This window comes from Nitrosopumilus sp. b2, assembly GCF_014078535.1.
In the GTDB taxonomy this organism is placed as follows: domain Archaea; phylum Thermoproteota; class Nitrososphaeria; order Nitrososphaerales; family Nitrosopumilaceae; genus Nitrosopumilus; species Nitrosopumilus piranensis.
This window is the reverse complement of the sequence record NZ_MU078704.1, coordinates 105837-126440: the sequence shown is the minus strand read 5'-3', so window position 1 is coordinate 126440 and position 20604 is coordinate 105837. Positions and strand designations below refer to the sequence as shown.

Here is a 20604-nt window from a genome sequence, read left to right as displayed (position 1 = left end):
TTTCATAGAATATAGACTGTGATGGGCAACATGCCTAAAATCCAGAACAGTAACTCCAGTTCTAATGGCATTTGCCATTCTTCCGTCACAGTCAATTAATCTTTGAAAGAAAATGAAACCCTCGAAATACATGCCAAAAATAGGAACCTTTGATGGTGCTGGTTTTTGGAAAAATGCATATGCGCATCAACGTGGAAAATTATTAAAAAAAGTCAATGTGCCTGAAGACCAAATTATTCAAATGGTTAACAAAAAGTATATGGAACTTCCAGCTGCATTGCGATATGAGATTGAAACTAGTGGAATTGATAAAAAAGATTTACAGTAATTCGAAATTCATTTAACAGGCAAAATTAATGTCTTTTCATGTCAAATGTATCATATGATGATTTTGCAAAATTGGATATTAGGGTTGCAAAAATTATCGCAACAGAGCCAATTGAAGGAAAAACAAGAATAATCAAAGGCCAAATTGATTTAGGAAATGATGATCAACGTGATGTGATTATTGGTGGCGCTCAATATTTTCAACCAGATGATATTATTGGAAAAACTGTAATTGTTCTTGCAAATCTGGAACCAAAAAAGATGGCAGGAGTGGAATCTAATGCAATGCTTTTAGCTGCAGATGTAGATGACAGACCATTCTGGTTGACCGTGGAAGAAGACGTTCCTTTAGGAAGCCCCATCAAATAATTTAATTTTTGAAAGGGAATGCTAGTCTTTTATTCAATGTGTTTTCTACCTGTTATTTAGATGCCATAATTTCTTTGATTATCTGATTAATGTTGTAGATTTTGCATTAAAGTTTGATTATTTTTATAACTAAATAATTAGAAAATTAATGAAAATATATTTGATTTATGACTAGTCATAAATCATTAGATCTTTTTCTTCTAGTAATGCATGCAGATTATTTACAGACCTGTAAACATCTGGCTCTTTTTTTGCACCTGTACAGACCAGTTTTCCTGAGGAAAATAGCAAAATGACTGTTTTAGGATCTAGCATTCTATGAATAAGTCCTGGAAATTGTTCTGGTTCATACATGCTTCGTGGCAATGTTCTTGCAGCTTGTTCTAGGTGGATTTTTCCGCCGAGGTTAATTGATGCAACTATATTTTGGATTTCTACAACTGCATCTTTCTTTACTTTGATTCCACCCTTTCGAAGTTTTTGAACAACTGTCTTTACGGCTTTTCTTGCCATCTCTTCTGATTTAGAACCAGTACATACCATTTTACCTGAAGTGAAAATTAATGTTGCAGTTTTTGGACTCTTTAATCTAAAAACTAATCCTGGAAATTGGTCCGGATGGTATTCTACATCTGGAAATGTTCTGGTGATCTCATTTAAGTCCATCTTTTGGTCTACAGATGCAGAAGCTACTACATTTTCCACACTTACGATAGGTTTGGTTTGTGGCATATTCGATTTTTTTGTATTTGAACTATAATAAAAGCACTCGCCATATTTTTTCACATCTAGAGGCATTTTCTACAATTTTTTGGCTTGATTTTGTAGCAGACGAATGGTTTAATTGAGATTTGACGATCGGGGATTTAGTGGATTTTACAAATTTTGATTTTGATCAGCTGTTTGGAATGAAAGATGATACCAATCCCTTAATGATGCTGATCTGGATTTTGCCAATTATCATCTTCATTTTTTATGGTCAACGAATTCAATTGTATGTAACTTCAGGTGAAATTAAAAAAGGAATTAAAAAACTAGGTGGATTCAGGGAAGAATCAAGAAATGAATTAATTAATTATGTCAATAAACATCTGAATCCAAAAGATAACCCTGAAAAGAAAATTGATCAATTTCTAGATTATTTTACTATAATGCCTGTTGATATGGATCCGAATGGAATTGTTGAGAAGGTCCAGCATACAGTAAGATCCAGAGAAGATTATACTCGAGAACATGTGAAATCACTTTTTTCTGAAATAAATGATGTAGAATTATCTAAAACTCAAACTTTGCTTGAAATTGCATCATCCTTGCAGATGATTCATAAAATTATCAATCACATGTTTTTGACTGCTAAAAAACAAAATAACTATCCTTTAATTTTGCCACTTCAGATGATTCTGCCTTTTATAATGGAGCAGGCAGAGGCAATGAAAGAAGCAATTCCTGTATTTAAAAGAGGACAACCTGTGGGTGATGGAATTGGACCCATGGTTGTTGGAAAAATGATGTTACATAGCCCAAAAGAAATTGTTGCGTTTCAAACTGCTGTTGCTAAAACTGAGTTTGAAAGCAGAAAATTATTTTTATTAAAAGCAGAAGGTCCTGGTTCTACTGTTGGAAGACCTGCTGATGCACTAGAATCAATAATTTCAGAAAATAAATTGGATGCAATAATTATGATTGATGCTGCATTGAAAATGGAAGGTGAGGACTCTGCATCTGTTGCACGAGGATTTGGTGCAGCCATTGGAGGAATTGGAACTGAGAAATTCCACATTGAGGCAATTGCAACTAAAAAACAAATTCCAATATTTTCTATTGTAGTAAAACAGTCTGTTAAGGAGGCAATAACTTTGATGACAAAAGAAATTGCAGACCAAGCCGATGATGTTCGCTTACAAGTCTATGAAATGATTAGAGAGAATACAAAAGAAGGTCAATCTGTAGCCATCATAGGTGTTGGCAATACTGTGGGAGTTCCTCAATAATGTTCTCAAAAGAAAAAATCACGATTGCGTACACTATTGAAAAATGTGAAGGTTGTGGAATACAAAAGAAAAGAAAATTTGCTGAAGGAGATGTATTGTTCTCTAAAATATCAAAATGTAACTCTTGTGATGGTGATACTGTGATTGATAAAATATTTGGAGAAACTATTGAACAATAATCTATGCCTTGGTAGTAACGGTGACCCCATTTTCTGTTGGAATGAATGTGTGTTCTGCTTGAGCAACTCTTTGTTCATTGACTTCAATTAAAACTGGATATGCTTGGACAGCTTTTTTCTTTATCAATATGTTGAGCAAATCCCTTGCTTCTTTTTCATCTCTTTCTTTTGTAATCCACCTTAAGGCAAATGGTAACATGTTAAAATTCTCCCAAATAAAATCAAGCATCTTGTCTGCTTCCGGATCCTTTGTCTTCTTTCTAGAATTTATTGCAAAAATATTTTTTATCTGCCCGTTTCTGACAAACCCCCCTCCATCACTTGTTGTCACAAATGGCTCACATGCATATGCTGAATTTTCTGAAAGTGAAAATCCTCCAATTGACCAAATATTTGGAATAGATTTCCCTGCATGTATTGTGTACTGTTCTAGGGAGTGACCACTAAGATTTGCAATTGGTTTGTATCCCATTTGCTTTATTGTAGTTTCAATGGTTCTTCCAACATCACTTGCTTTTACTCCTGCTTTTATCATTGACATTGCATTTGCTAGTCCTTCTTCTGCTGCTTGTACTAGTCCGTCATACTGTGGATCATAACATACTGTTACTGCGGTATCTGCAATGTACCCATTAATCTGTGCACCAAGATCAATTTTTACCAAGTCTGTATCTTTGATAGTGATGGGATCATTTGGCTCTGCAGTGTAGTGAGCTGCTACTTCATTGATACTTGTGTTAACTGGAAACGCACATTTTGCACCACGTTTTTTAATCTCATCTTCTACCGACTCACAAATTTCATAAACTGTTTTTCCAATCCAATCTTTTACCCTGACTATCTCTCTTACCTCAGATGCAATTTTTCCTGCTTTGATGTATTCTTCTATTTGCACAATTCTGCTCCTTTGTGTACCTTTAAAATGATTATCTGTGAAGCTTAAATTGGGCAACTTTTAGGATTTACTGGGATCGTGGTCTAGCTTGGTATGATTCTGCGTTTGGGACGCAGAGGTCGCGCGTTCAAATCTCGCCGATCCCACCATTATCTTATTATCAAATCAATTCATATTATTACTGCCGAGCAATGAAGAAGAGTTAGAGTAATGACTTTGATATGAAGTAAACTAATGGCTCTGAGCTCCGGCATGTTTTTATCAATTCATCGAGGTCTTGATTCATTGAAATTTGAGAGACGAGATATAATTTTGATTGCAGGATTATTGCTTTTTATGATTGGTCTTATTCCCTTTATGAGTCCTGCATATGCTGCAATTATTGTAATTATCATGTATTTTGGAATCAAAATCTATGTTGCAAAGAGACGACAGTTAATTCAAAGGGATGTGGGTGAAGGCATATGCCTTGAGTGCGGGGCTAAAATACATGAGAAAAAATGTCCAAACTGTGACTATTCTCAGGAATGATTCCTACGTATGCCTTAAAACTGAAAAACTACTAAAATTCCTGATGTCTTTAAGATATATGACTTTAACAACTAGCTCAACTTTTCCTCAATTTCATTCTAAAATGACTCTTCTGGCCCAAAAAAGTAGGAAACAGCAATGAATCGGAACCTGCCTATAGTATTTTTCATATTCTTACTTGCAGGAGTAATTGTACCTGTATATGCCCAAACTGATCAAACCGTTGTAATTAATGAAGTTGATATCAATCCCCCTGGAGATGATTCAAAATCTATTTCTGAATGGGTAGAACTTTACAATCCCACTGACTCTACAATTGATTTGAGTGGATGGAAGATTGCATCAACTACTGTTCTAAAGAAAACTATGACCATTCCATCTGGGACAACTATTAATCCTGGACAATTCTTAACGTTTTCATATCAAAGTGTTTGGTTCACTGATTCGAGTGAATCAGTTGAGTTGAGAGATGAAAATGGTGTTGTAATTGACAAGACTCCTGTTCTATCTGACATTCAAAATGATTTTAAATCTTGGCAAAGAATCTATGATGGCTATGATTTTGACAGCTATGATGATTGGAAATTTGTAACCTCTACATCTGGCTCTACTAATGGGAAATTAATACAAGAACAAAAAGCAGAAGAAACCACTGTAACAGTTTCATCTCCAAAGTCTTCATATTCATTTGGAGAAACTGTAATAATTCAAGGAAGTGTCTCAAAAAAAGTCTTTATTGAAAAACCATTCTTCCAACCTGAAGTAATTACTGTAAAAATTACTGGTCCAAACTTTGATAGAACTTTGACTTTGTATCCTGATTTAAAATTAAATTATAAAACAACTTTGAGTCTACACCAAGTTTTAGGTATTAATGAAGGAAATTATGATGTAAATGTAAGTTATGCTGGTGCTACTGCAAGTACCTCGTTTTCTGTAGGTTTTGAAATAACGGAACAACAATCTAAACAGGATGGTTATCTAAGTTTGGTTACGAACAAATCTCAATACCTTCCTGGTGAACTTGTTTCAATTATGGGCACTACTACTGAAATTATACCTCTTCAAGGAATGAAGTTCACAGTAACTGATTCTTCTGATAATGTTGTCTATAATGGAAATTTGTTTCCAGTGGATGGCCAATTCAAAACTAATGTTTTCATATCTACTGTCAACCCAGTTTATGGAACTTATCAAATAATTGGGGAATATTTTGACAAATCTGTAATTGCTACATTTGAGGTAGTAGAAGATGTTAAAGAAACAGTTCCAATATCTTTGTGGACTGATAAAGAAGTTTATGGATTGGGTGAAGTTGTTACTATTACAGGAAGACTAAATGATGTTTGGATTCCTGCACTTGATTTAGAAATAGTACAAACAAAGAGCCTTTCATTAGGTACTGGTAGTAAAGTTGGTGGCGGCTCTGTCCTAAAAATTTTGGATGTCGTTAGAATTGATGGAAATGGAAAATTCCAATACTCATTTACCATTCCTAATGAGAATATGCGGTTAGGAGATTATAAAATTAAAGTTTCAAAAGATGTTGGCTCTGTCAAAAAAACCATAAAAGCGGTAGTAGATCCTGAAAATTTTGTTCAGATAACTGAACCTTTGGCTATTACAACTAACAAACTTGTTTATGATTTCAATTTGGATAAAGAACTTGTAATTAGTGGTAAAATAAAGAACCTTGTTGAACGCACAAGTTTTGAGATTCCTACAGTGTTGATTTCAATAAAAACTGAAGATGGAAAACCTCTTTCGATTTTTGGGGTACCTGGAGGGGTAAATCAAGGTGCTACTGGAGGAAAAGGATCTGTAGTAGCAGATTACCAGCTTACTGCAATTCCTGAAGCTGGTGGAACGTTTGAAGTCGCAACTGATATTAGCAGATTAATATTTTCTGAAGGGACATACATAATTACTGCACAATATCTTGATCTTTTGGCCACTGCAACTTTTGAAGTTGTTGATGATTTGGCTGGTGGCCTTACTATCTCCCTTGACAAAGAGGTATATGGATTAGGAGAAAAGGTCTCTCTTAACGGAATTATTCCTACTAGTGATCGAGCCGTAACAATTTCAGTAACACGACCTGATGGAACAACCACAACATATGGAGCTCCAATTGATAATCAGAGATTTTCATGGTCCTGGACCACTCCTGTCTCTGAAAGATATCAAACTATTAAAGGAGATGACAGTCGAAGTACATCTTCTTCTAATTTTGGTCTTTATAAAATAAACATAGGAACTGACTCCTATGGTGAAACACTATTTTTTAAGGTTTCAGCAGATCCTGCAAATGATTCTATTTCAAAAACTCCTATATTTGTAACAACTGGAAAACCCCTTTACCAAGCAGGAGAAAAACTCAAGGTAGTGGGAAATGTAATTCAACGAATACAGGGCGATGAAGGACTTGTTGTACCTGACCGTGTAACAATCCAAATTCTGGATGGTGTATTCCCTTACAAAATTATTCATGAATCTGCTGTTTATCCAAAGCCTGGAGGTGAATTTTCAAGTTTGTTTGAATTACCTGCAACCGTATTTAGTGAAGGATTTTATTCTGTCAAGGCAGTCTATTCTACTGCTAGAGCAACTGCTACCTTTAGTGTTGCTAATGATTTTACTTTTGGTATTGATGATCCTGTATCTTTGTTAGTCTCTACTGATAAACCTGAATATCACCCTGGTGATACTGTAATAATTTCTGGAAAGCCAAACAAACTCATCTATCTAGAAACATATGATGTAAGCATAATTAAAAAGTCTGATACCGAAATTACCTGTGGCTCTTTTATTTGTGGAGTTCATGCTGGTGCAGTTAAATCAATTCGCCCAAGCCCATCTGGTTCATTTACTCATGAATATAAAATACCAAACACTGCATCTGCAATTGGAAAATATGAGGTGACCATTGATGCTGACTTTGAAACAAAACATATCCGATTTAATGTTGTTGAAAAACCACCTACTCCAAAATTGGAAACAGTAATTGAAAAAGAAAATAGAATTGCTGATAATATCATTTCTGTATCTGCACAAGAAAAAACTGTTGATGATGTGACTCTGTTGCCAAGAGTTGTTTCAGGTTCTTTGCTAACTCCTTTAAGATCTGATATTTCTGATGTTAATCTCAAAATTTCATCTTCAAGTGGTATTTGTGTAATTGGTCCTGATGCTGATTGCCTTGTTAGTGAATCTACTAGAAAACCTGGTCAAATCTATGATGTTGTGGAGGTGGATGGAATGAGCCTAAATGTTAGATATAGTGGTCCTGATGTTCGCCTAGAAAAATTCAGTATTTTACCTGAATCCTCTGAAGATTTCTTACTTGATTCTGATTGGAATGTGGAGATAATAAAAGATGATCAGGTATCTCGATTCTATTACAAGGTAACATACAAGACTGTAGAGTAAATTCAAAATACTCTTCATTCTAAAATTATTTGAAATGAAACTTCAGGTTTTGATGTTTTATCAAGATGATCCAAAAAAATGTACTGCTGCAAAAATGATAAAGTTTGGTCTTGCTCAAAATATTAAAAAGATTGGAATAAAAGGTTTAGTTTTAGATCCCTTTTCAAAAAATACTTTGATGCCAAAAGACAGGTCATTGATCAACTCTATAGTTGGAATTGATTGCTCTTGGAATCTAGCAGATCAAGCATTTTCAAAAAAATTTAATGGAATAAAACGAAAGTTGCCCCCGTTGCTTGCAGGAAATCCAGTAAACTATGCTAAATTAAATAAATTAACTACTGCTGAAGCCTTGGCAGCATCTTTGTTTATTTTGGGACATAACGAACAGGGATTAGAGTTGCTTGATAAATTCAAGTGGGGACATACATTCTATGAACTTAATCAAAACCTTTTGGGTGAATATTCCAAATTAGAAAAGGAAGAACAAGTTGAATTAATTCTAAAAGATTATGGGTTGTTATGATGTTTTTTTAATAAAATAATAATTCCGATAATAATGATTATGGGAATAATCAAAACCTCGTATTTTATACCATCTTCTGAAAATTCTATATTATCAGAAGAACTACTTGGTAACTCTGTTTTCTTTTCAGTTACAATAAAACTTGATTCATAAAAATCTGGTTTAAGAACTGAATTTGAAACAGCAAAAATTTTGATGTTACCTGTTCCAGGCAGTAATTTTTCTGAATCTATTTTGAGATTTATTTTGTCTTTATCCACTTGTATGGATTCTGATGATATCATATTTCCATGACTATTTACTAAAAAGTATAGGATAGAATCTGTATTTTCAACCTCTATTTCTACTGAAAATTCTTCTCCTTTTTGAATCACATCTTTTAATTTAATTTCTCTGATAATTGGAAATGCTGCATTTTGAAATTCAGACCAACTTCCAATTTCAAAGGGATATGAATCATCATCAAAAGCAGTTACTAAAATTGTCCGTGATTCTGGTGAATATGACTCTAAATAAAATGGACCATTACTAATTACTGCATGGTTTTTTTCATCAATCCACTTTATTGCTGATTCAAATCTTTCTTGATAGTATTTTGATTCTAAATTATTTTGTTTTAATGATATAGGTATGTAGTTCGAGTTTCTAAAATCACTCAAATAATCTTTGACTAGATTTGCATCATTTGGCACTATCAATGAAATCCAATTTACATTCTTACTTGTAGCTCCCGATCTGGAAAATGATGCCTTGCCATCTAAAACTGCTTTTTCCATTGCAGCAGAAATCTCCCATGGCATTGTATTCCAAATAACTGCCCAGTCCGCTATCTCCCCTTCATCAAAATGCCAGTAATCAACATAAACTTCTATAGTGTCTTTATCGATTTGATTTATCCCTTTTATTGTCTGAATACTTTGAGCAGCCCTTGGTGTAAACTCTGTATCAAAGGTTCTATCGTTTTCATCTATTTGTGTCCCCCATTCAATTGTAAAGTATAGTGAATACAAAATATCATTCATGTCTATTCTCTGACCGTGATGCCAATTTCCAAAATTAAAATCCAAAACAACTTTGCTTGTTGCCATTGTTTCTGGTTTGATATTTTCCCATTTTTGCAATGTTGGATTCCACATTATTGCTTTTGTAGGAACTATGAGATTTCCATCTGGACCTGCTGTTTCAACTTGCCAACTTGTTCTAATTGGAAATGTTTCTCCTGTAAATGGATGCTTGAATGTTCCAGGATCTGATATCGTGCCCCAAATATGTCTGCTGTAGCTGTCTGTTAATCCCATAACAGGATTCCATGCACCTTGATAGATCTGTTTGACCCCAATCACAAGTTCGTCACTATCACTTTGTGCGTTAATTGGTGTAAATCTGCTTGGTACTCCTGCTCCAAAATCATTAACAACTCCACTGACTCTTTCATTTACAACGTACTGATCAATTTTGCTTGCCAAGAAAATTCTTACAGATTCATCAATTCCTTCAACTACTGCTTCTCGAATCAACTCTGATCTTTTTTCAGATGTTTCGAATTCTCCTGTGTAAATTTTTTGTGTAATCTCATCTAGTTTGTTATTTTCATAATTCCAATATGATGGATCATTGAATCCTGGCATGTTTGAAAACCATGGAGAGTACATTTGACCCAATCCTACAGAATCATATTTCACAAATGCCGAACGTCCCCACCCTTCAGTGTATAGACTCCATTGTAACTCAGATGGATTTGAACCATATACAACAACAAATGCTTTATTCAAATCACCAAAATCTTTTTTGACTACAAATCCTATTCTCTCTAACTCTATTGCAAGAATCTCTCCGATAGATTTTCTAACGGGGTCATCACTTCTGATAAAAATTTTAATTTCTATTGGATTTTCATTTATCTTCCATTTTCCTTCTTTTTTGATTGCCCCCTTCTCTTTGAGAGCTTTTGTAATAATTTCTTCTGCAAGCCCTGGATTGTATTTGAAGTTAAATATCTCCAACTCCTCTAAAATTGTTAGATATTCCGGATCTGAAGTGCTGTAATAGGAAATTATGGGTGAACCATATCCTCCCATTAATTCATTTACAATTAATTTTCTATCTACCAAATAATTTAATGCAAATCTGATTTCTTTGATTGAAAATGGATTAAACTTTTCAGCATCTGCTGGATTTACAAGAATACTATAAGAGCCACCAGTTGAATCAAAGACCTGTAATCCTTCTCTTGACTGATTGCTTTCTAATCTGTCTGATGAAATTCTGTAATAATAAATGTCTAAATTCCCATTTCGAACTTCTTCTAATGCAGTATTTTCATCTAAATACTGAATAAATTTCACAGAATCAACAAATACACTTTTTTCAGCAAATGACTGATTGTTTACAACAACTACAATTGAAAGAGCTAGTATGAAAACTAGCAATTTTTTCATACCGCTAATTTAATCGGGTTATAATAAAACCTATATCACAATACCCTGTCGTTCTTATTTCCTAAAACCTAAATTCCTTTCATGTCTCACGAAATCCCATTGAAAATTAATTTAAAAATGATTACTGGATTACAAGGTATAATTCCAGGTGGTGTATCTGTCAAAGATTTTTCTGCTGTTACAAAGATAAATGAGGGTGATTCAAAAATAATTTTAGATGAATTTGTCAAAAATCAAATTGGAACAAAACATGACAATTTCTATTATTTTGAAGATGGGGATAAACTAAAGATAGCCATCTCATTGCTTGAAAAGGGACTCCCAATTGATGAAATTTCAATCGCTCTTGATTGGAAAGATTTTGAAGGATTGACTGCTGAAATTTTATCATCAAAAAATTTTGCTGTAATAAAAAACATGATCTTAACAAAACCCAGAATGGAAATTGATGTAGTTGGAATCAGGTTAGGAATTGCAATTTTAATTGATTGTAAACACTGGAAGCGTTATAGTACGTCGTCCCTTTCTTCTGTTGTAAAAAAACAAATCGAAAGAACAAAACAATATGTTGCAAAAACAGAGGGCGCAATTGCTGTGCCTGTAATAGTTACGCTGTATCAAGACAAAGTAGATTTTATTGAAAATGTACCCATAGTACCTATTTTTCAATTCTCTTCATTTGTTGATGAGTTTTATGGAAATATTGATCAAATGAAAACTATACAAAAAGACTAGTAATGAAGAACCCCACTCCTCCAATCATGAATACTTTGGTAATTTTCAACGAGTTATCTAGTGCCCTAGAGTAATCCTCGTAGATTCCTTGACCCATAACTTTGACCTTTGTCTCGTTTTCTAAAATCTCAAATTTTGCAGTTGAAGTGTTTGATTCGGCGTTACTTGCAATCTCTAAGAACCATTTTGCAAGTTTGTCTGCACTTGTGATTAATCCTAATTGATAGTATCCGTTTCTATTCCTGGCTTTAACAGGGGCGTAATGAGTATCTGAAGTGCAAATTTCAAGTAATTGGAGATCTTTTTTTGCAAACAAATCTATGATTTTTTCTCTAACTCCATTTTCCATATTGTTTGCATCCGCCCACCCTAGAAAGTATTTTTTTTCATTTATTTTGAGACAAACAATTCCTAGTCCTCCCATTCCTAGATCTTCGGTCCATACATCCATGTTGTCTGAGTTTGCATAACCAAATTCAATTGGAAAACTATCTTTTGTTATTAGAGTGTCTAGACATGATTTTGCAGCCTTTAGCATATCTTCTCCATCTTCATTTGAAATCTCTTCGCCCATTGCATTGTGGCAATCAACGATTAGTGGTTTTGAATAGTTTCTATTTTTAGCATATTGTTCGATTTCATTTTTCATGTAATTTGGAATATCTTCCATTCCGTGAGGTGACAATGATAAAAACAATAATGGATTTTTTCCAAAAAGTAATCCGATTACTCTTGCTTTGTTGATTTGTACTGTTACTGGTTCTGTGCACTGTAATCCCTCTTCTTTGATTTTACTATTTTCTAAATTTTTGAGATAATTCTCAACTTCATTTTTTGATGGGAGATTTAATGCATGATCTGATATGCTATGCATTACCATGGCTGAAGATGACAAATTTTTGTAAATTAGATATGGTATGTTGCTTCCTCCAACAGGATGGTATGGCCCTGGATGAATTTCAGGTAACACCATTCTGAATTCTTTACCTCCGTTTTGTGGTGATAATCTGATTTGGGATGTTGCAACTTTTGTCTCACTTGAGCGTTGTTCCATAATTTCTTCAGCTTCTGTATGATCATTTTTTTGAGATGCCAAATATGCTTGAATTGTTTTGTGTGTGCTTTCCATTCCTGGTCTTCCAGCTCTGTCTGTGAGAATGGACCATACGCTTGCAATGATCATAAATGAGACTCCATATCCTAATGCAAGTGGATCACTTAGCATTGGAATCCATTGGTCTTGTGGTACTAAGGCCAAAAACATTGCTAGTGGTTGAACAAAGCAAATTGCCCATGCTCTCTTTATGCTTACACCAAGTGTTGTTGTGTAAATCCCGATTCTAAAACTTGCAAATAGAAACATACCAAATGTGATCAAGAACAATGATGGCTCTTTGGATAACACTAGACTTGCAAGTAGTCCTAACAATACTGTTGCTGCCCATAACATGTTTGCAAATAATGATGAATGCAATGACTTTGAGTATTCTTTTTTCTTTGTGAATCTGGTGTCAAGTAATTGTGTTAAGAAAAGTACCGTGATTACTGCAAGAACTACATGCCATGTTTCTTCTATATTAGTTCCAAAGTAGCCCAAAAGTGTTGCCAGTGAAATTATTGCAGCAACCCCTAATGAGACAAATAGTGAAAAGTAATGTGAAGACGGATTGACTAGAGTAAGGGAAAACCTGTTGTGGATATTTGATACATCATCTGGTGCTTTTTCCATTGTTTCTTCACGGAGCTAGAAAGATATCGATTGCCCATGATACTGCAATTAGGCTGATGGGAATTGATACTACGATTTTTGGATCCACTCTGAATCCTTTTGTCTCATCTTCAAAGAATCTCATGAGACCTCCACTTGATGCTGGGAGTGGTGCTGATTTCTTATCTGCCATTCTATCTCAAAACAAGGATTTTGACATAAAAACTTTATTGTTTGTCTTTCATCTTTTCGATCGTTTCTAACAATGAATTTATTGATTTTAGTATTTCTTGTTGCTTAGCATGATTTTTTTCGTCTTCTAATTCCTTTGATAGGACTTGTAGTTTCTTTTCTAAAGTACCTAGAATTGGAGATTGAGCCTCAATTGGTTTTGTTTCTGGAATTTCTTTTTTTTCAGGTTCACGGCCACAGCTTATGCATAATGCATGGCCTTCTTTCATCACTCTTACTCCCTTACAGTAGGGGCAGGGTTCACTAAGCAGTGTTGCCCCTTGCAACAGCATCTCTGCTGCTTTTTTTGTCAGATCTTTTGACACGGTTCTTCTTGTATTTTCTATCTAAAAAATCTCATTATTTTTTAAAATATTCTATATTCAAACAAGGCTTAATAGTGCGTATAATTGAATTCATTTCGAACGAATGGCAGTAATTTGTAATACTTGTGGTCTTCCAGAGGACTTGTGTGCATGCGGTGAACTTGCCAAAGATAGCACCAAAATTATAATTCGATTAGAAACAAGACGATTTAAGAAAAAAGGTACTATGATTGAGGGCTTGGATCCTAAATTAAATAATTTAGAGACTGTTGCAAAAGAACTCAAAAGCAAATATGCATGTGGCGGAACTGCCAAAGAAGGTTATATTTTCTTACAAGGTGATCATCGTGATACCATCAAAGATACATTGACCAACCTAGGTTTTGCTGAAGAAAGTATAGAACTGCATTAAAGCAAATTGCAAAATAAAACCAAGTTACTCCAAGCCATTGGAATTCCTTTTACTGCATTACTATCAGTAATTTTTGGATTACTTCTTGTATCTTTTCCTATAGGCGCATTTGTAATATTTGAAAGTGATGTTGGAAATGATATCAATTATGATTTCCCTGTAACTCATTTAGCACTTTTTGAAGGAACTTCAATACACCAGACTTTTTCTAATATCAGCATAGGTGATGTCTTTGTTGTCTTGTGGATTTTTTATGCTGTATTGTTTGTAATTGCACTTTTGGGTCCCCAAACAGGATTTTTAAAATCATTTACTTCTATCATCTCTTTTGGAAAATATGATGCCACTTCAAATTATATGATTGGTGTCACAAAATGGCTTTCTATCTTAGTTTTAGTTTCTGTGGTGATTAATTTTGTTCAAGAACAATTTGGTATTGTTACAGTTCCTCCACTTGATGACAATGATTTGATTCAATTTTTCTATGTTTCACTTGCACCTTTGATAGAAGAAGTTGGGTTTCGTTTAATTCTACTTGGAATTCCATTATTTGCACTCTATTCTCACAGAACATCTCCAAAATATTTTCTAAAATGTTTGTGGTCTCCTAGAAATCTTGATGTTTATGATTCTAGAAAAGCTATATTCTTGATTGTTTTTGTTGGTGTTTTATTTGGATTTGCACACATTGCGTTTGGAGATTCTTGGAGTGAAGGCAAGTTTGCACAAGCAACTGCGGGTGGCATTATTTTAGGATGGGTCTATCTTAGGTTTGGTTTTGTTGCATCCCTGTTAATTCATTGGGCAACAAATTACTTCATATTCTCTTATGCGACTTTTATCTCACAGATTAATTCTATATCTATTGAAAACGCATTTTCGCATTCTCTAATGTCTACTTTAGAATTGTTACTTTTGGCCTCTGGAATATTCTCTGTGGCGATGCTGTTTCTAAGTAGATTTTATTTCAAAAAAGAATCTGCACTAGAGATTTAAGGCTACTTTCAATCCTTTGTATCTATTTCTAATTGTTACTTCTGTAACCCCTGCAGCTTCTGCAACATCTCTTTGTGTTTTGTTTTCACCATTTGTTACACATGCAACATAAAGTGCAGCCGCCGCCAATCCCATTGGATCTTTTCCTGCTGAAATTTTATTTTCTTCAGCTGTTTGTAAAATCTTTGTTGCTTTTCTTTTTGTTTTTTCTGATAGTCCTGCTTTACTTGCAATTCTTGAAATACATTTAATTGGATCCACAACGGGCATCTTCAAATTTAATTCCCTTAACAATAGTCTGTAACATCTTGCAATGTCTTTTCTTTTGATGTTGCTTGCTTGACCAATATCTTTTAGCGTTCTTGGAGTTTCAGTATCACGACATGCTGCATAAAGTGCTGATGCAATAAGGGCTGAAATAGACCTACCTCTAACTAGTCCTTTTTCAAGTGCTTTTCTGTAAATATAAGCTGCTTTTTCTATAACTGCATCACCTACTGCAAGTTTGTCTTTGAGTCTGTCTAATTCACTGAATGCTTGTCTAAAGTTTCTATCAACTGGCTCATGAACCTGACTTCTGCTATCCCATGTTCTTAATCTTTCAATGGTGCTTTTCATAGAAGCTGTTAGTGGTTTTCCTGTAGCATCTCTGTTTTGGGGATTGATTACAGTTGCCAGTCCCATATCGTGCATCGCAAGTGATGTTGGAACACCTGCTCTGCTTTTGTTTTCACCTTCGTTTGAAAATGATCTCCATTCTGGACCTGACTCTTCAACTTTATCTGTAATTACAAATCCACATTTGCCACAAAAATTCTCTCCTGTATTGGCATCGGTAACTAGTGTGCCTTTTCCGCATCTTGGACATCTGTCCTTTGGATTTACTGTTTTAACCATCTTAATCTCCCAAAACCTTTTATGATAATATTTAACATTTTCTAAACCATACCTTATAAGTCTGCTGGTGATCGTACCTAAAAAAAGGTAATTTTCTGGATATTTTTTGATTCTTTTAGTCTATTTCCAAAATATTTTTAATTTTTTCTGCAATGTGTGGTTTTTCTTTTTGCTCTAAAAGGAATTTCAAATCTTCGGAATTGTCTATATCCCACATGATTCTTTTTACAAATACCATTGCAACATTTAGTGTGTGCTCTTTTGCAGTATTCATGTGAATCTTGTAACTGTCTTCATCATAATGAGTCTCCATTAAATCGATTGGCATTCTGACTAGTGCATTAGTGCCATCAAATCTTCTTGATGGAACAATTATGGCAAAATTGGGAGGTGACTTGTAATTTAGCATAAAATCAATATCTTGGGTTTTGATGTATGGTATATCCTGAGGAAAAACAATGGATACATCATAATTGTTCTCTAAGAGATACTTGTCTGCAAGTACAACTGCGCTGTTTACACTTTCTTCTTTTTCATCAATTATGGTATTAGTGTTAAATTTTTTGCCTATCTCAATTGCTTTTTCTTCTTTTGTCACCATGATGACTTTGTCAATTTGTGGGGAAATCGAAACTGTATGTAGAATTTCTTCTAACATCACTTTGCACAAATCTTCAATTTTTTGAGGAGATAAATCTAAACGCGTTTTTGCATTAGAGAAAGTCTTTACAGGAATTATTGCAGCTATTTTCAAATTATACGTGTACTTGTTTTAGGATGAAATTTGCTAATGCATCTTCGGCTAATTTATTTTTCATAGTAATTTTTGTCTCAAAAACTTTCATATCTAGACTTTGAATCTTCTTTACTAACATTCTATCTTTGGTATCAACAATTATGTTAGAACATACGTCAGAATACATCTTTGCTAATCCATAAGCATTTGACTCTATGCCTGCAGCCTGCATGTATTTTGCAGCAGGACCGCTAATTGCATTATCTCCGATTAATGGACTAATTGCTACAACTTTTTTCTTTATTTTGGATAACTCTTTTCTAATTCCTTTGATCTGGAGCATTGGTCCAATTGAAGTCAATGGATTCCCTGGAGCTAAAATTACCATGTCTGCATCGTGTATTGCATTTACTGCTTCAGGATTAGGGCGGGCTTTGTCAGCTCCGATGTATTGAATTCCTTCAACAGGATCTTTTCCTCTATGCTTTACCCAATATTCTTGTAAATGTAATTCTCCTTTATCTGTAATAATTCTAGTTTCAATGCTGTTGTCTGTAACTGGAATGATGTTTGCACTAACTGCAAATTTTTCACACATCCATTTTGTAATGTCGCTAAGATTTTTTCCGTTCTTTAACATGTTTGTTCTAATTAGATGTGTTGCAGCATCTCTGTCTCCTACTCTAAACCATGTCTCTTCTCCAAAAACTTCCATCTGACGCAAAAAATTGAATGTGTCTTTTTTAATTCCCCAACCTCTTTCTTGATCAAGCAAATCTGCTAATCCATAAACAATTGTATCAATATCTGGGCATACATACAGTCCATACAACCAATAATTGTCTCCCACATTGCTGACTACATTAACTTTGGATTCCTGTGAAACTAATCCTCTGACTAGTTTGACTGAACCTGTCCCTCCTGCTAAAACTGTAATCATACCATTTTCTCCTAAAACTGCAAAGTCTGAAGACCTTACTCCATATTACTTTTTCAAAAAATACCGATCTTTACGTTGGATAAGTTTATTACTACAAATAATTGCTTTCTAGATCGTGTCTAGGGCAGTCACTTTAACAATTTTACTTGCTGGTCTACTTGTTATTGGTTCTACTAGTCCTGTATGGGCTGCTCAAATGGATGCAAAAATCAATCCAAACAGTGAAAGTTCTCCATTTAAGATGAATTATCAAAAGACCGTATTCATCGAGTACCCAAATGGTGGCCAACTCTTTGATGTCTTAAGAGGCCAAGAATGGACCATTGAAGGAACTGCTGATTCATCAGATCCTGGTGTTCAAAATTTGATAAGACAACTTAATGATAAAATTAAAGCAGATGGAAGTCAGGCTCATATTTCTGACTTGAATGTTTCTTATGATATCCATCTTAAAGCAAGAAACATCAACACATCTGTTGATTATAGAGTAATCCTTGAAGGAACTTTAACAAATTATGTGATTACCAAAGACTCTCAAAAAACACTCGTTGATTTGGGGTGGAGAGGACTAACTGCAAATGGTGATGTTGTCATTGACGGACATGAAATTAATTTTCCAATAAACATTTTACTTGAAGTAGAACCTGAAGCTGCAGCATTCTTTGTAGGCACTGAGGCTGAAGATGTTTTACGAAAAAATCTCATTAATGCTGACTTTATCTTGCAACAACCATTAACAAACTGGCATTTCTTATTTGATCCAACAGGAATTAATGTTGATGCTGGAACCTTTGGTCTAAGTCAAGAAATTTCTGGATTTGTAGTTTCTAGTTGGACTATGGGTGAAAGTAGTATTAGAGAAGGAAGACAAGTCGAAAGAGTCTTTGAAGCAGAAATTGTTGCAGACCAACCATATGTTGTTAGAAGTGTTCAATCTTCAGATCAAGGAAACTTGTATGCAATTGGATTTGGTGCTTTAGATATTTTTGATGGTGTAGAGATTGCAGGTGTAACTCCAACTCCTCCAGAAGATTATGCTACGACTTCTACAGGTGATTTCCCTGTTATGATTATTTATGGAATGGCTGCAATTGCCGCAATTGCAGGTGGTGCATTCTTTATGTTTAGTAATCGTCAACTAAAGAACACAAAAGAGGGTCAGCAAGGAATTGATCCAAGTAGATTACAAGGCTATCAAACTAGCGCCTCATCAGGTGGTTATCAGACCAACAGAGGAGAAGCCCAACTAAAAGACGATGCTGGTTATCAGCAGACACGTAGTGTTTATGATGAAACATCTGAACCCACTGAACCAAATCCTCCACAACCTGAGGGTGCAATTGAAGAGGCAGCATGTGGGTGTGCAGCATCAGCCGATATGGGGTCTGAATGTGATTGTGAAATGCAAGGTGCATGTTTGTGTGATGCAACATGTGGATGTAATGCAGAAATCTGTAAAGAACAAGCCAACTCTATGAGTTAGATTTTTAGAAAAGTTTTCTAGTTTTACTATGGGTTTTTTATCCAATTTTAAAAAAGATTTGAAATTTGCTAAAGCAAAAAAGGCAGCTCAAATTAATGGGGAAACTCTCAAAGGACTACTTAAAACATTCAAAGAAGAAAGGGATAGAATAGAAAAAGAAACTGGTACTAGACCTGAGATTGATGAGACTACACAAATGTACATGCAAAAAATTCTAAACGTTTGGATTTTTGAAGGCAAAAAAATTGACGAAGAAAAATTTTGGAGAGAAGTTGATTATAACAGACAGTTTTCTCATCCAGTTGAATACTATGAAATTAAAAATTAAAAGTGTGTGCTGGGAGTAACCCTCCTTCTGTTTTCACGATATTTCGCTTTGCAGCCTACCTGAACTTGGTACAGGAACTTACAGTTCTGTTTGGCTTTGCTCCATGTGGGTCGGCTTTTTCATTCCTTTTATGGAAACCTCAGGTTTTGCCATCATAGTGCGCCATATTGGATTTTTTTCTGCTCCGTTGCCAATCATCTCTGATTATCTATCTCCAGATCACATTTCCTGTATGGAGGGAGGAGTTTCCTCTGCCGTAGCAGCGTGTCGTGCTCCAGCTCACATAGTTATGGTATCTGTTTATTGAATTTGAATATTACCTTAGACTTTTGTGCCTATGATGAACAAAGTTCCAAACTCTCTTTTCCATTTCTTTTTACTTTTCAAATCTTTGACGTGTTTAGTTTTTACATGAAATCCTGCAGTTTCAAAAAACTGTTTCCATTCTTTTTTTGAGTGCAAATGCATCTGTATTTTCATTACATCTGCCCACCTTGCAGTTGCTTTGTTGTCTGCATAAAAGTCTGTACCACAAAAAAACTGTCCTCCTGATTTTAACAATCTGTAAATTTTTTTGAGTGCTTCCTCTATGGAATCTGAATAATATAGAGTCTCCATTGAAAAAATGAAATTGAATTTTCCTCTATATTTCCATGATTCTATATTTGTATGAATGAATTCTTGATTTTTATTATCTTTCTTCTTTTTTGCTTGAATGATCATTTTTTTGCTTTTATCAATCCCTACTGCTTTTTTGCAGTTACTTTCTTTGGAAATTTTTCTTACGACCCATCCATTTCCACATCCTACATCAAGAAAACTAAAAGGTTTGTCAAATGACACTTTTTCTAAAAACTTAGATACGTTTTTTCCATGTTCTGTCTCCATTAATTCGGCCCTGCCATTTTGAGCCCACTCATCAAATGTTTTTCTAACACTATCCATGGAATTTGTTTTTTTAAATTACATTATAATCTTCGTCTTACTGATCATTGATATGAATAATTTCTACGTGCTGCTTATATTCAATTTTTCTAAATATCTTTTGAATAGAAATGCCTGATGAATCATGCAGAAGATGTGGTGGAAAATTGACAGAGCACACAAAATGTGCTCATTGTATGAAA

Annotated in this window: 22 protein-coding genes, 1 tRNA gene and 1 other RNA gene; 13 read left to right on the top strand and 11 right to left on the bottom strand. The window is 34.5% G+C overall.

Annotation, left to right across the window (positions count from 1 at the left end; genetic code table 11):
- Positions 1 to 130: 130 nt before the first annotated feature.
- Positions 131 to 328 (top strand): hypothetical protein, encoded by a 198-nt coding sequence (locus tag C6989_RS07480; protein WP_148703639.1) that lies wholly within the window; start codon positions 131 to 133, stop codon positions 326 to 328.
- A gap of 38 nt (positions 329 to 366) precedes the next feature.
- The gene (locus C6989_RS07475) at positions 367 to 696 is read left to right on the top strand and encodes a tRNA-binding protein (RefSeq protein ID WP_148703638.1); all 330 of its coding nucleotides are present in this window, start codon (positions 367 to 369) and stop codon (positions 694 to 696) included.
- Between the two features lie 171 nt (positions 697 to 867).
- On the opposite strand, the gene C6989_RS07470 is transcribed toward C6989_RS07475, so the two are convergent.
- Positions 868 to 1428, bottom strand: a complete 561-nt coding sequence (locus C6989_RS07470; RefSeq protein WP_012214981.1) for a TATA-box-binding protein — start codon at positions 1426 to 1428, stop codon at positions 868 to 870.
- A gap of 137 nt (positions 1429 to 1565) precedes the next feature.
- Here C6989_RS07470 and C6989_RS07465 point away from each other — a divergent pair, with 137 nt between their 5' ends.
- Both C6989_RS07465 and C6989_RS07460 read left to right on the top strand, forming a co-directional pair.
- Positions 1566 to 2687, top strand: coding sequence for a DUF1512 domain-containing protein (locus tag C6989_RS07465; protein WP_148703637.1), 1122 nt, complete (start codon positions 1566 to 1568; stop codon positions 2685 to 2687).
- Entirely contained in the window at positions 2687 to 2866 is a 180-nt protein-coding gene (locus tag C6989_RS07460; RefSeq protein ID WP_148703636.1) for a hypothetical protein, read from the top strand. Before C6989_RS07465 ends, C6989_RS07460 begins: the two co-directional genes overlap by 1 nt.
- Before the next feature lies 1 nt (position 2867).
- Here C6989_RS07460 and map read toward each other — a convergent pair whose 3' ends face one another.
- Complete coding sequence (gene map, locus C6989_RS07455; RefSeq protein ID WP_148703635.1) at positions 2868 to 3761, bottom strand: type II methionyl aminopeptidase; 894 nt, start codon at positions 3759 to 3761, stop codon at positions 2868 to 2870.
- Positions 3762 to 3833: 72 nt separating this feature from the next.
- Here map and C6989_RS07450 point away from each other — a divergent pair.
- The 4 genes from C6989_RS07450 to C6989_RS07435 all read left to right on the top strand — a co-directional run bounded on the left by C6989_RS07450 (position 3834) and on the right by C6989_RS07435 (position 8247).
- A tRNA-Pro gene (locus C6989_RS07450) sits at positions 3834 to 3910 on the top strand.
- Between the two features lie 85 nt (positions 3911 to 3995).
- Positions 3996 to 4292: a hypothetical protein gene (locus tag C6989_RS07445; protein ID WP_237087641.1), complete on the top strand. Its 297-nt coding sequence runs from the start codon at positions 3996 to 3998 to the stop codon at positions 4290 to 4292.
- 138 nt (positions 4293 to 4430) lie between these two features.
- Complete coding sequence (locus C6989_RS07440; RefSeq protein WP_182126805.1) at positions 4431 to 7721, top strand: lamin tail domain-containing protein; 3291 nt, start codon at positions 4431 to 4433, stop codon at positions 7719 to 7721.
- A 34-nt stretch (positions 7722 to 7755) separates the two neighbouring features.
- Complete coding sequence (locus C6989_RS07435) at positions 7756 to 8247, top strand: DUF367 family protein (RefSeq protein ID WP_182126804.1); 492 nt, start codon at positions 7756 to 7758, stop codon at positions 8245 to 8247.
- Here C6989_RS07435 and C6989_RS07430 read toward each other — a convergent pair.
- Positions 8232 to 10685 carry an ABC transporter substrate-binding protein gene (locus tag C6989_RS07430; protein ID WP_182126803.1) on the bottom strand — a complete coding sequence of 818 codons (2454 nt, stop codon included), beginning with the start codon at positions 10683 to 10685 and terminating at the stop codon, positions 8232 to 8234. The genes C6989_RS07435 and C6989_RS07430 overlap by 16 nt on opposite strands.
- An 81-nt stretch (positions 10686 to 10766) precedes the next feature.
- On the opposite strand from C6989_RS07430, the gene C6989_RS07425 reads away from it, so the two are divergent.
- A complete protein-coding gene (locus C6989_RS07425; protein WP_148703632.1) occupies positions 10767 to 11420 on the top strand; it encodes a hypothetical protein in 654 nt (217 codons plus the stop codon).
- On the opposite strand, the gene C6989_RS07420 is transcribed toward C6989_RS07425, so the two are convergent.
- From C6989_RS07420 to C6989_RS07410, 3 genes are read right to left on the bottom strand one after another with little or no spacing between them, the layout of a single operon-like run.
- A complete protein-coding gene (locus C6989_RS07420) occupies positions 11404 to 13149 on the bottom strand; it encodes a DUF2070 family protein (protein ID WP_148703631.1) in 1746 nt (581 codons plus the stop codon). The genes C6989_RS07425 and C6989_RS07420 overlap by 17 nt on opposite strands.
- Before the next feature lie 7 nt (positions 13150 to 13156).
- Complete coding sequence (locus tag C6989_RS07415) at positions 13157 to 13321, bottom strand: preprotein translocase subunit Sec61beta (protein ID WP_148703630.1); 165 nt, start codon at positions 13319 to 13321, stop codon at positions 13157 to 13159.
- 34 nt (positions 13322 to 13355) lie between these two features.
- Positions 13356 to 13685: an Sjogren's syndrome/scleroderma autoantigen 1 family protein gene (locus C6989_RS07410; RefSeq protein ID WP_182126802.1), complete on the bottom strand. Its 330-nt coding sequence runs from the start codon at positions 13683 to 13685 to the stop codon at positions 13356 to 13358.
- 103 nt (positions 13686 to 13788) lie between these two features.
- Between C6989_RS07410 and yciH the strand changes: the two genes are divergently transcribed.
- Together yciH and C6989_RS07400 are read left to right on the top strand one after the other, a co-directional pair.
- The gene (gene yciH, locus C6989_RS07405) at positions 13789 to 14097 is read left to right on the top strand and encodes a stress response translation initiation inhibitor YciH (protein WP_148703628.1); all 309 of its coding nucleotides are present in this window, start codon (positions 13789 to 13791) and stop codon (positions 14095 to 14097) included.
- 6 nt (positions 14098 to 14103) lie between these two features.
- On the top strand, positions 14104 to 15093 hold the full coding sequence (locus tag C6989_RS07400; RefSeq protein WP_148703627.1) for a CPBP family intramembrane glutamic endopeptidase: 990 nt from the start codon (positions 14104 to 14106) through the stop codon (positions 15091 to 15093).
- On the opposite strand, the gene C6989_RS07395 is transcribed toward C6989_RS07400, so the two are convergent.
- The 3 genes from C6989_RS07395 to cofD all read right to left on the bottom strand — a co-directional run bounded on the left by C6989_RS07395 (position 15082) and on the right by cofD (position 17666).
- Positions 15082 to 15990 carry a transcription initiation factor IIB gene (locus tag C6989_RS07395; RefSeq protein ID WP_014962921.1) on the bottom strand — a complete coding sequence of 303 codons (909 nt, stop codon included), beginning with the start codon at positions 15988 to 15990 and terminating at the stop codon, positions 15082 to 15084. The two genes, C6989_RS07400 and C6989_RS07395, sit on opposite strands and share 12 nt — an antisense overlap.
- Positions 15991 to 16105: 115 nt before the next feature.
- Entirely contained in the window at positions 16106 to 16744 is a 639-nt protein-coding gene (gene cofC / locus C6989_RS07390) for a 2-phospho-L-lactate guanylyltransferase (RefSeq protein WP_182126801.1), read from the bottom strand.
- A 1-nt stretch (position 16745) separates the two neighbouring features.
- Positions 16746 to 17666, bottom strand: a complete 921-nt coding sequence (gene cofD, locus C6989_RS07385) for a 2-phospho-L-lactate transferase (RefSeq protein WP_148703625.1) — start codon at positions 17664 to 17666, stop codon at positions 16746 to 16748.
- Positions 17667 to 17781: 115 nt separating this feature from the next.
- Here cofD and C6989_RS07380 point away from each other — a divergent pair, with 115 nt between their 5' ends.
- Positions 17782 to 19149 (top strand): hypothetical protein, encoded by a 1368-nt coding sequence (locus C6989_RS07380; protein ID WP_148703624.1) that lies wholly within the window; start codon positions 17782 to 17784, stop codon positions 19147 to 19149.
- A gap of 58 nt (positions 19150 to 19207) precedes the next feature.
- A complete protein-coding gene (locus tag C6989_RS07375) occupies positions 19208 to 19477 on the top strand; it encodes a hypothetical protein (protein WP_237087640.1) in 270 nt (89 codons plus the stop codon).
- A 4-nt stretch (positions 19478 to 19481) separates the two neighbouring features.
- Here the strand turns inward: C6989_RS07375 and rnpB are convergent.
- Both rnpB and C6989_RS07365 read right to left on the bottom strand, forming a co-directional pair.
- Positions 19482 to 19760: RNase P RNA component (gene rnpB / locus C6989_RS07370), an RNA gene on the bottom strand.
- 38 nt (positions 19761 to 19798) lie between these two features.
- Positions 19799 to 20422 carry a class I SAM-dependent methyltransferase gene (locus C6989_RS07365; protein ID WP_182126800.1) on the bottom strand — a complete coding sequence of 208 codons (624 nt, stop codon included), beginning with the start codon at positions 20420 to 20422 and terminating at the stop codon, positions 19799 to 19801.
- Positions 20423 to 20604 lie beyond the last annotated feature (182 nt).

What these genes read in the sequence shown, in the direction of transcription:
- C6989_RS07480 (WP_148703639.1), top strand. Translation starts at nt 131, where the DNA reads ATGCCAAAAATAGGAACCTTTGATGGTGCTGGTTTTTGGAAAAATGCA.
- C6989_RS07475 (WP_148703638.1), top strand. Translation starts at nt 367, where the DNA reads ATGTCAAATGTATCATATGATGATTTTGCAAAATTGGATATTAGGGTT.
- C6989_RS07470 (WP_012214981.1), bottom strand. Translation starts at nt 1,428, where the DNA reads ATGCCACAAACCAAACCTATCGTAAGTGTGGAAAATGTAGTAGCTTCT.
- C6989_RS07460 (WP_148703636.1), top strand. Translation starts at nt 2,687, where the DNA reads ATGTTCTCAAAAGAAAAAATCACGATTGCGTACACTATTGAAAAATGT.
- C6989_RS07445 (WP_237087641.1), top strand. Translation starts at nt 3,996, where the DNA reads ATGGCTCTGAGCTCCGGCATGTTTTTATCAATTCATCGAGGTCTTGAT.
- C6989_RS07440 (WP_182126805.1), top strand. Translation starts at nt 4,431, where the DNA reads ATGAATCGGAACCTGCCTATAGTATTTTTCATATTCTTACTTGCAGGA.
- C6989_RS07435 (WP_182126804.1), top strand. Translation starts at nt 7,756, where the DNA reads ATGAAACTTCAGGTTTTGATGTTTTATCAAGATGATCCAAAAAAATGT.
- C6989_RS07430 (WP_182126803.1), bottom strand. Translation starts at nt 10,685, where the DNA reads ATGAAAAAATTGCTAGTTTTCATACTAGCTCTTTCAATTGTAGTTGTT.
- C6989_RS07425 (WP_148703632.1), top strand. Translation starts at nt 10,767, where the DNA reads ATGTCTCACGAAATCCCATTGAAAATTAATTTAAAAATGATTACTGGA.
- C6989_RS07420 (WP_148703631.1), bottom strand. Translation starts at nt 13,149, where the DNA reads ATGGAAAAAGCACCAGATGATGTATCAAATATCCACAACAGGTTTTCC.
- C6989_RS07415 (WP_148703630.1), bottom strand. Translation starts at nt 13,321, where the DNA reads ATGGCAGATAAGAAATCAGCACCACTCCCAGCATCAAGTGGAGGTCTC.
- yciH (WP_148703628.1), top strand. Translation starts at nt 13,789, where the DNA reads ATGGCAGTAATTTGTAATACTTGTGGTCTTCCAGAGGACTTGTGTGCA.
- C6989_RS07395 (WP_014962921.1), bottom strand. Translation starts at nt 15,990, where the DNA reads ATGGTTAAAACAGTAAATCCAAAGGACAGATGTCCAAGATGCGGAAAA.
- cofD (WP_148703625.1), bottom strand. Translation starts at nt 17,666, where the DNA reads ATGATTACAGTTTTAGCAGGAGGGACAGGTTCAGTCAAACTAGTCAGA.
- C6989_RS07365 (WP_182126800.1), bottom strand. Translation starts at nt 20,422, where the DNA reads ATGGATAGTGTTAGAAAAACATTTGATGAGTGGGCTCAAAATGGCAGG.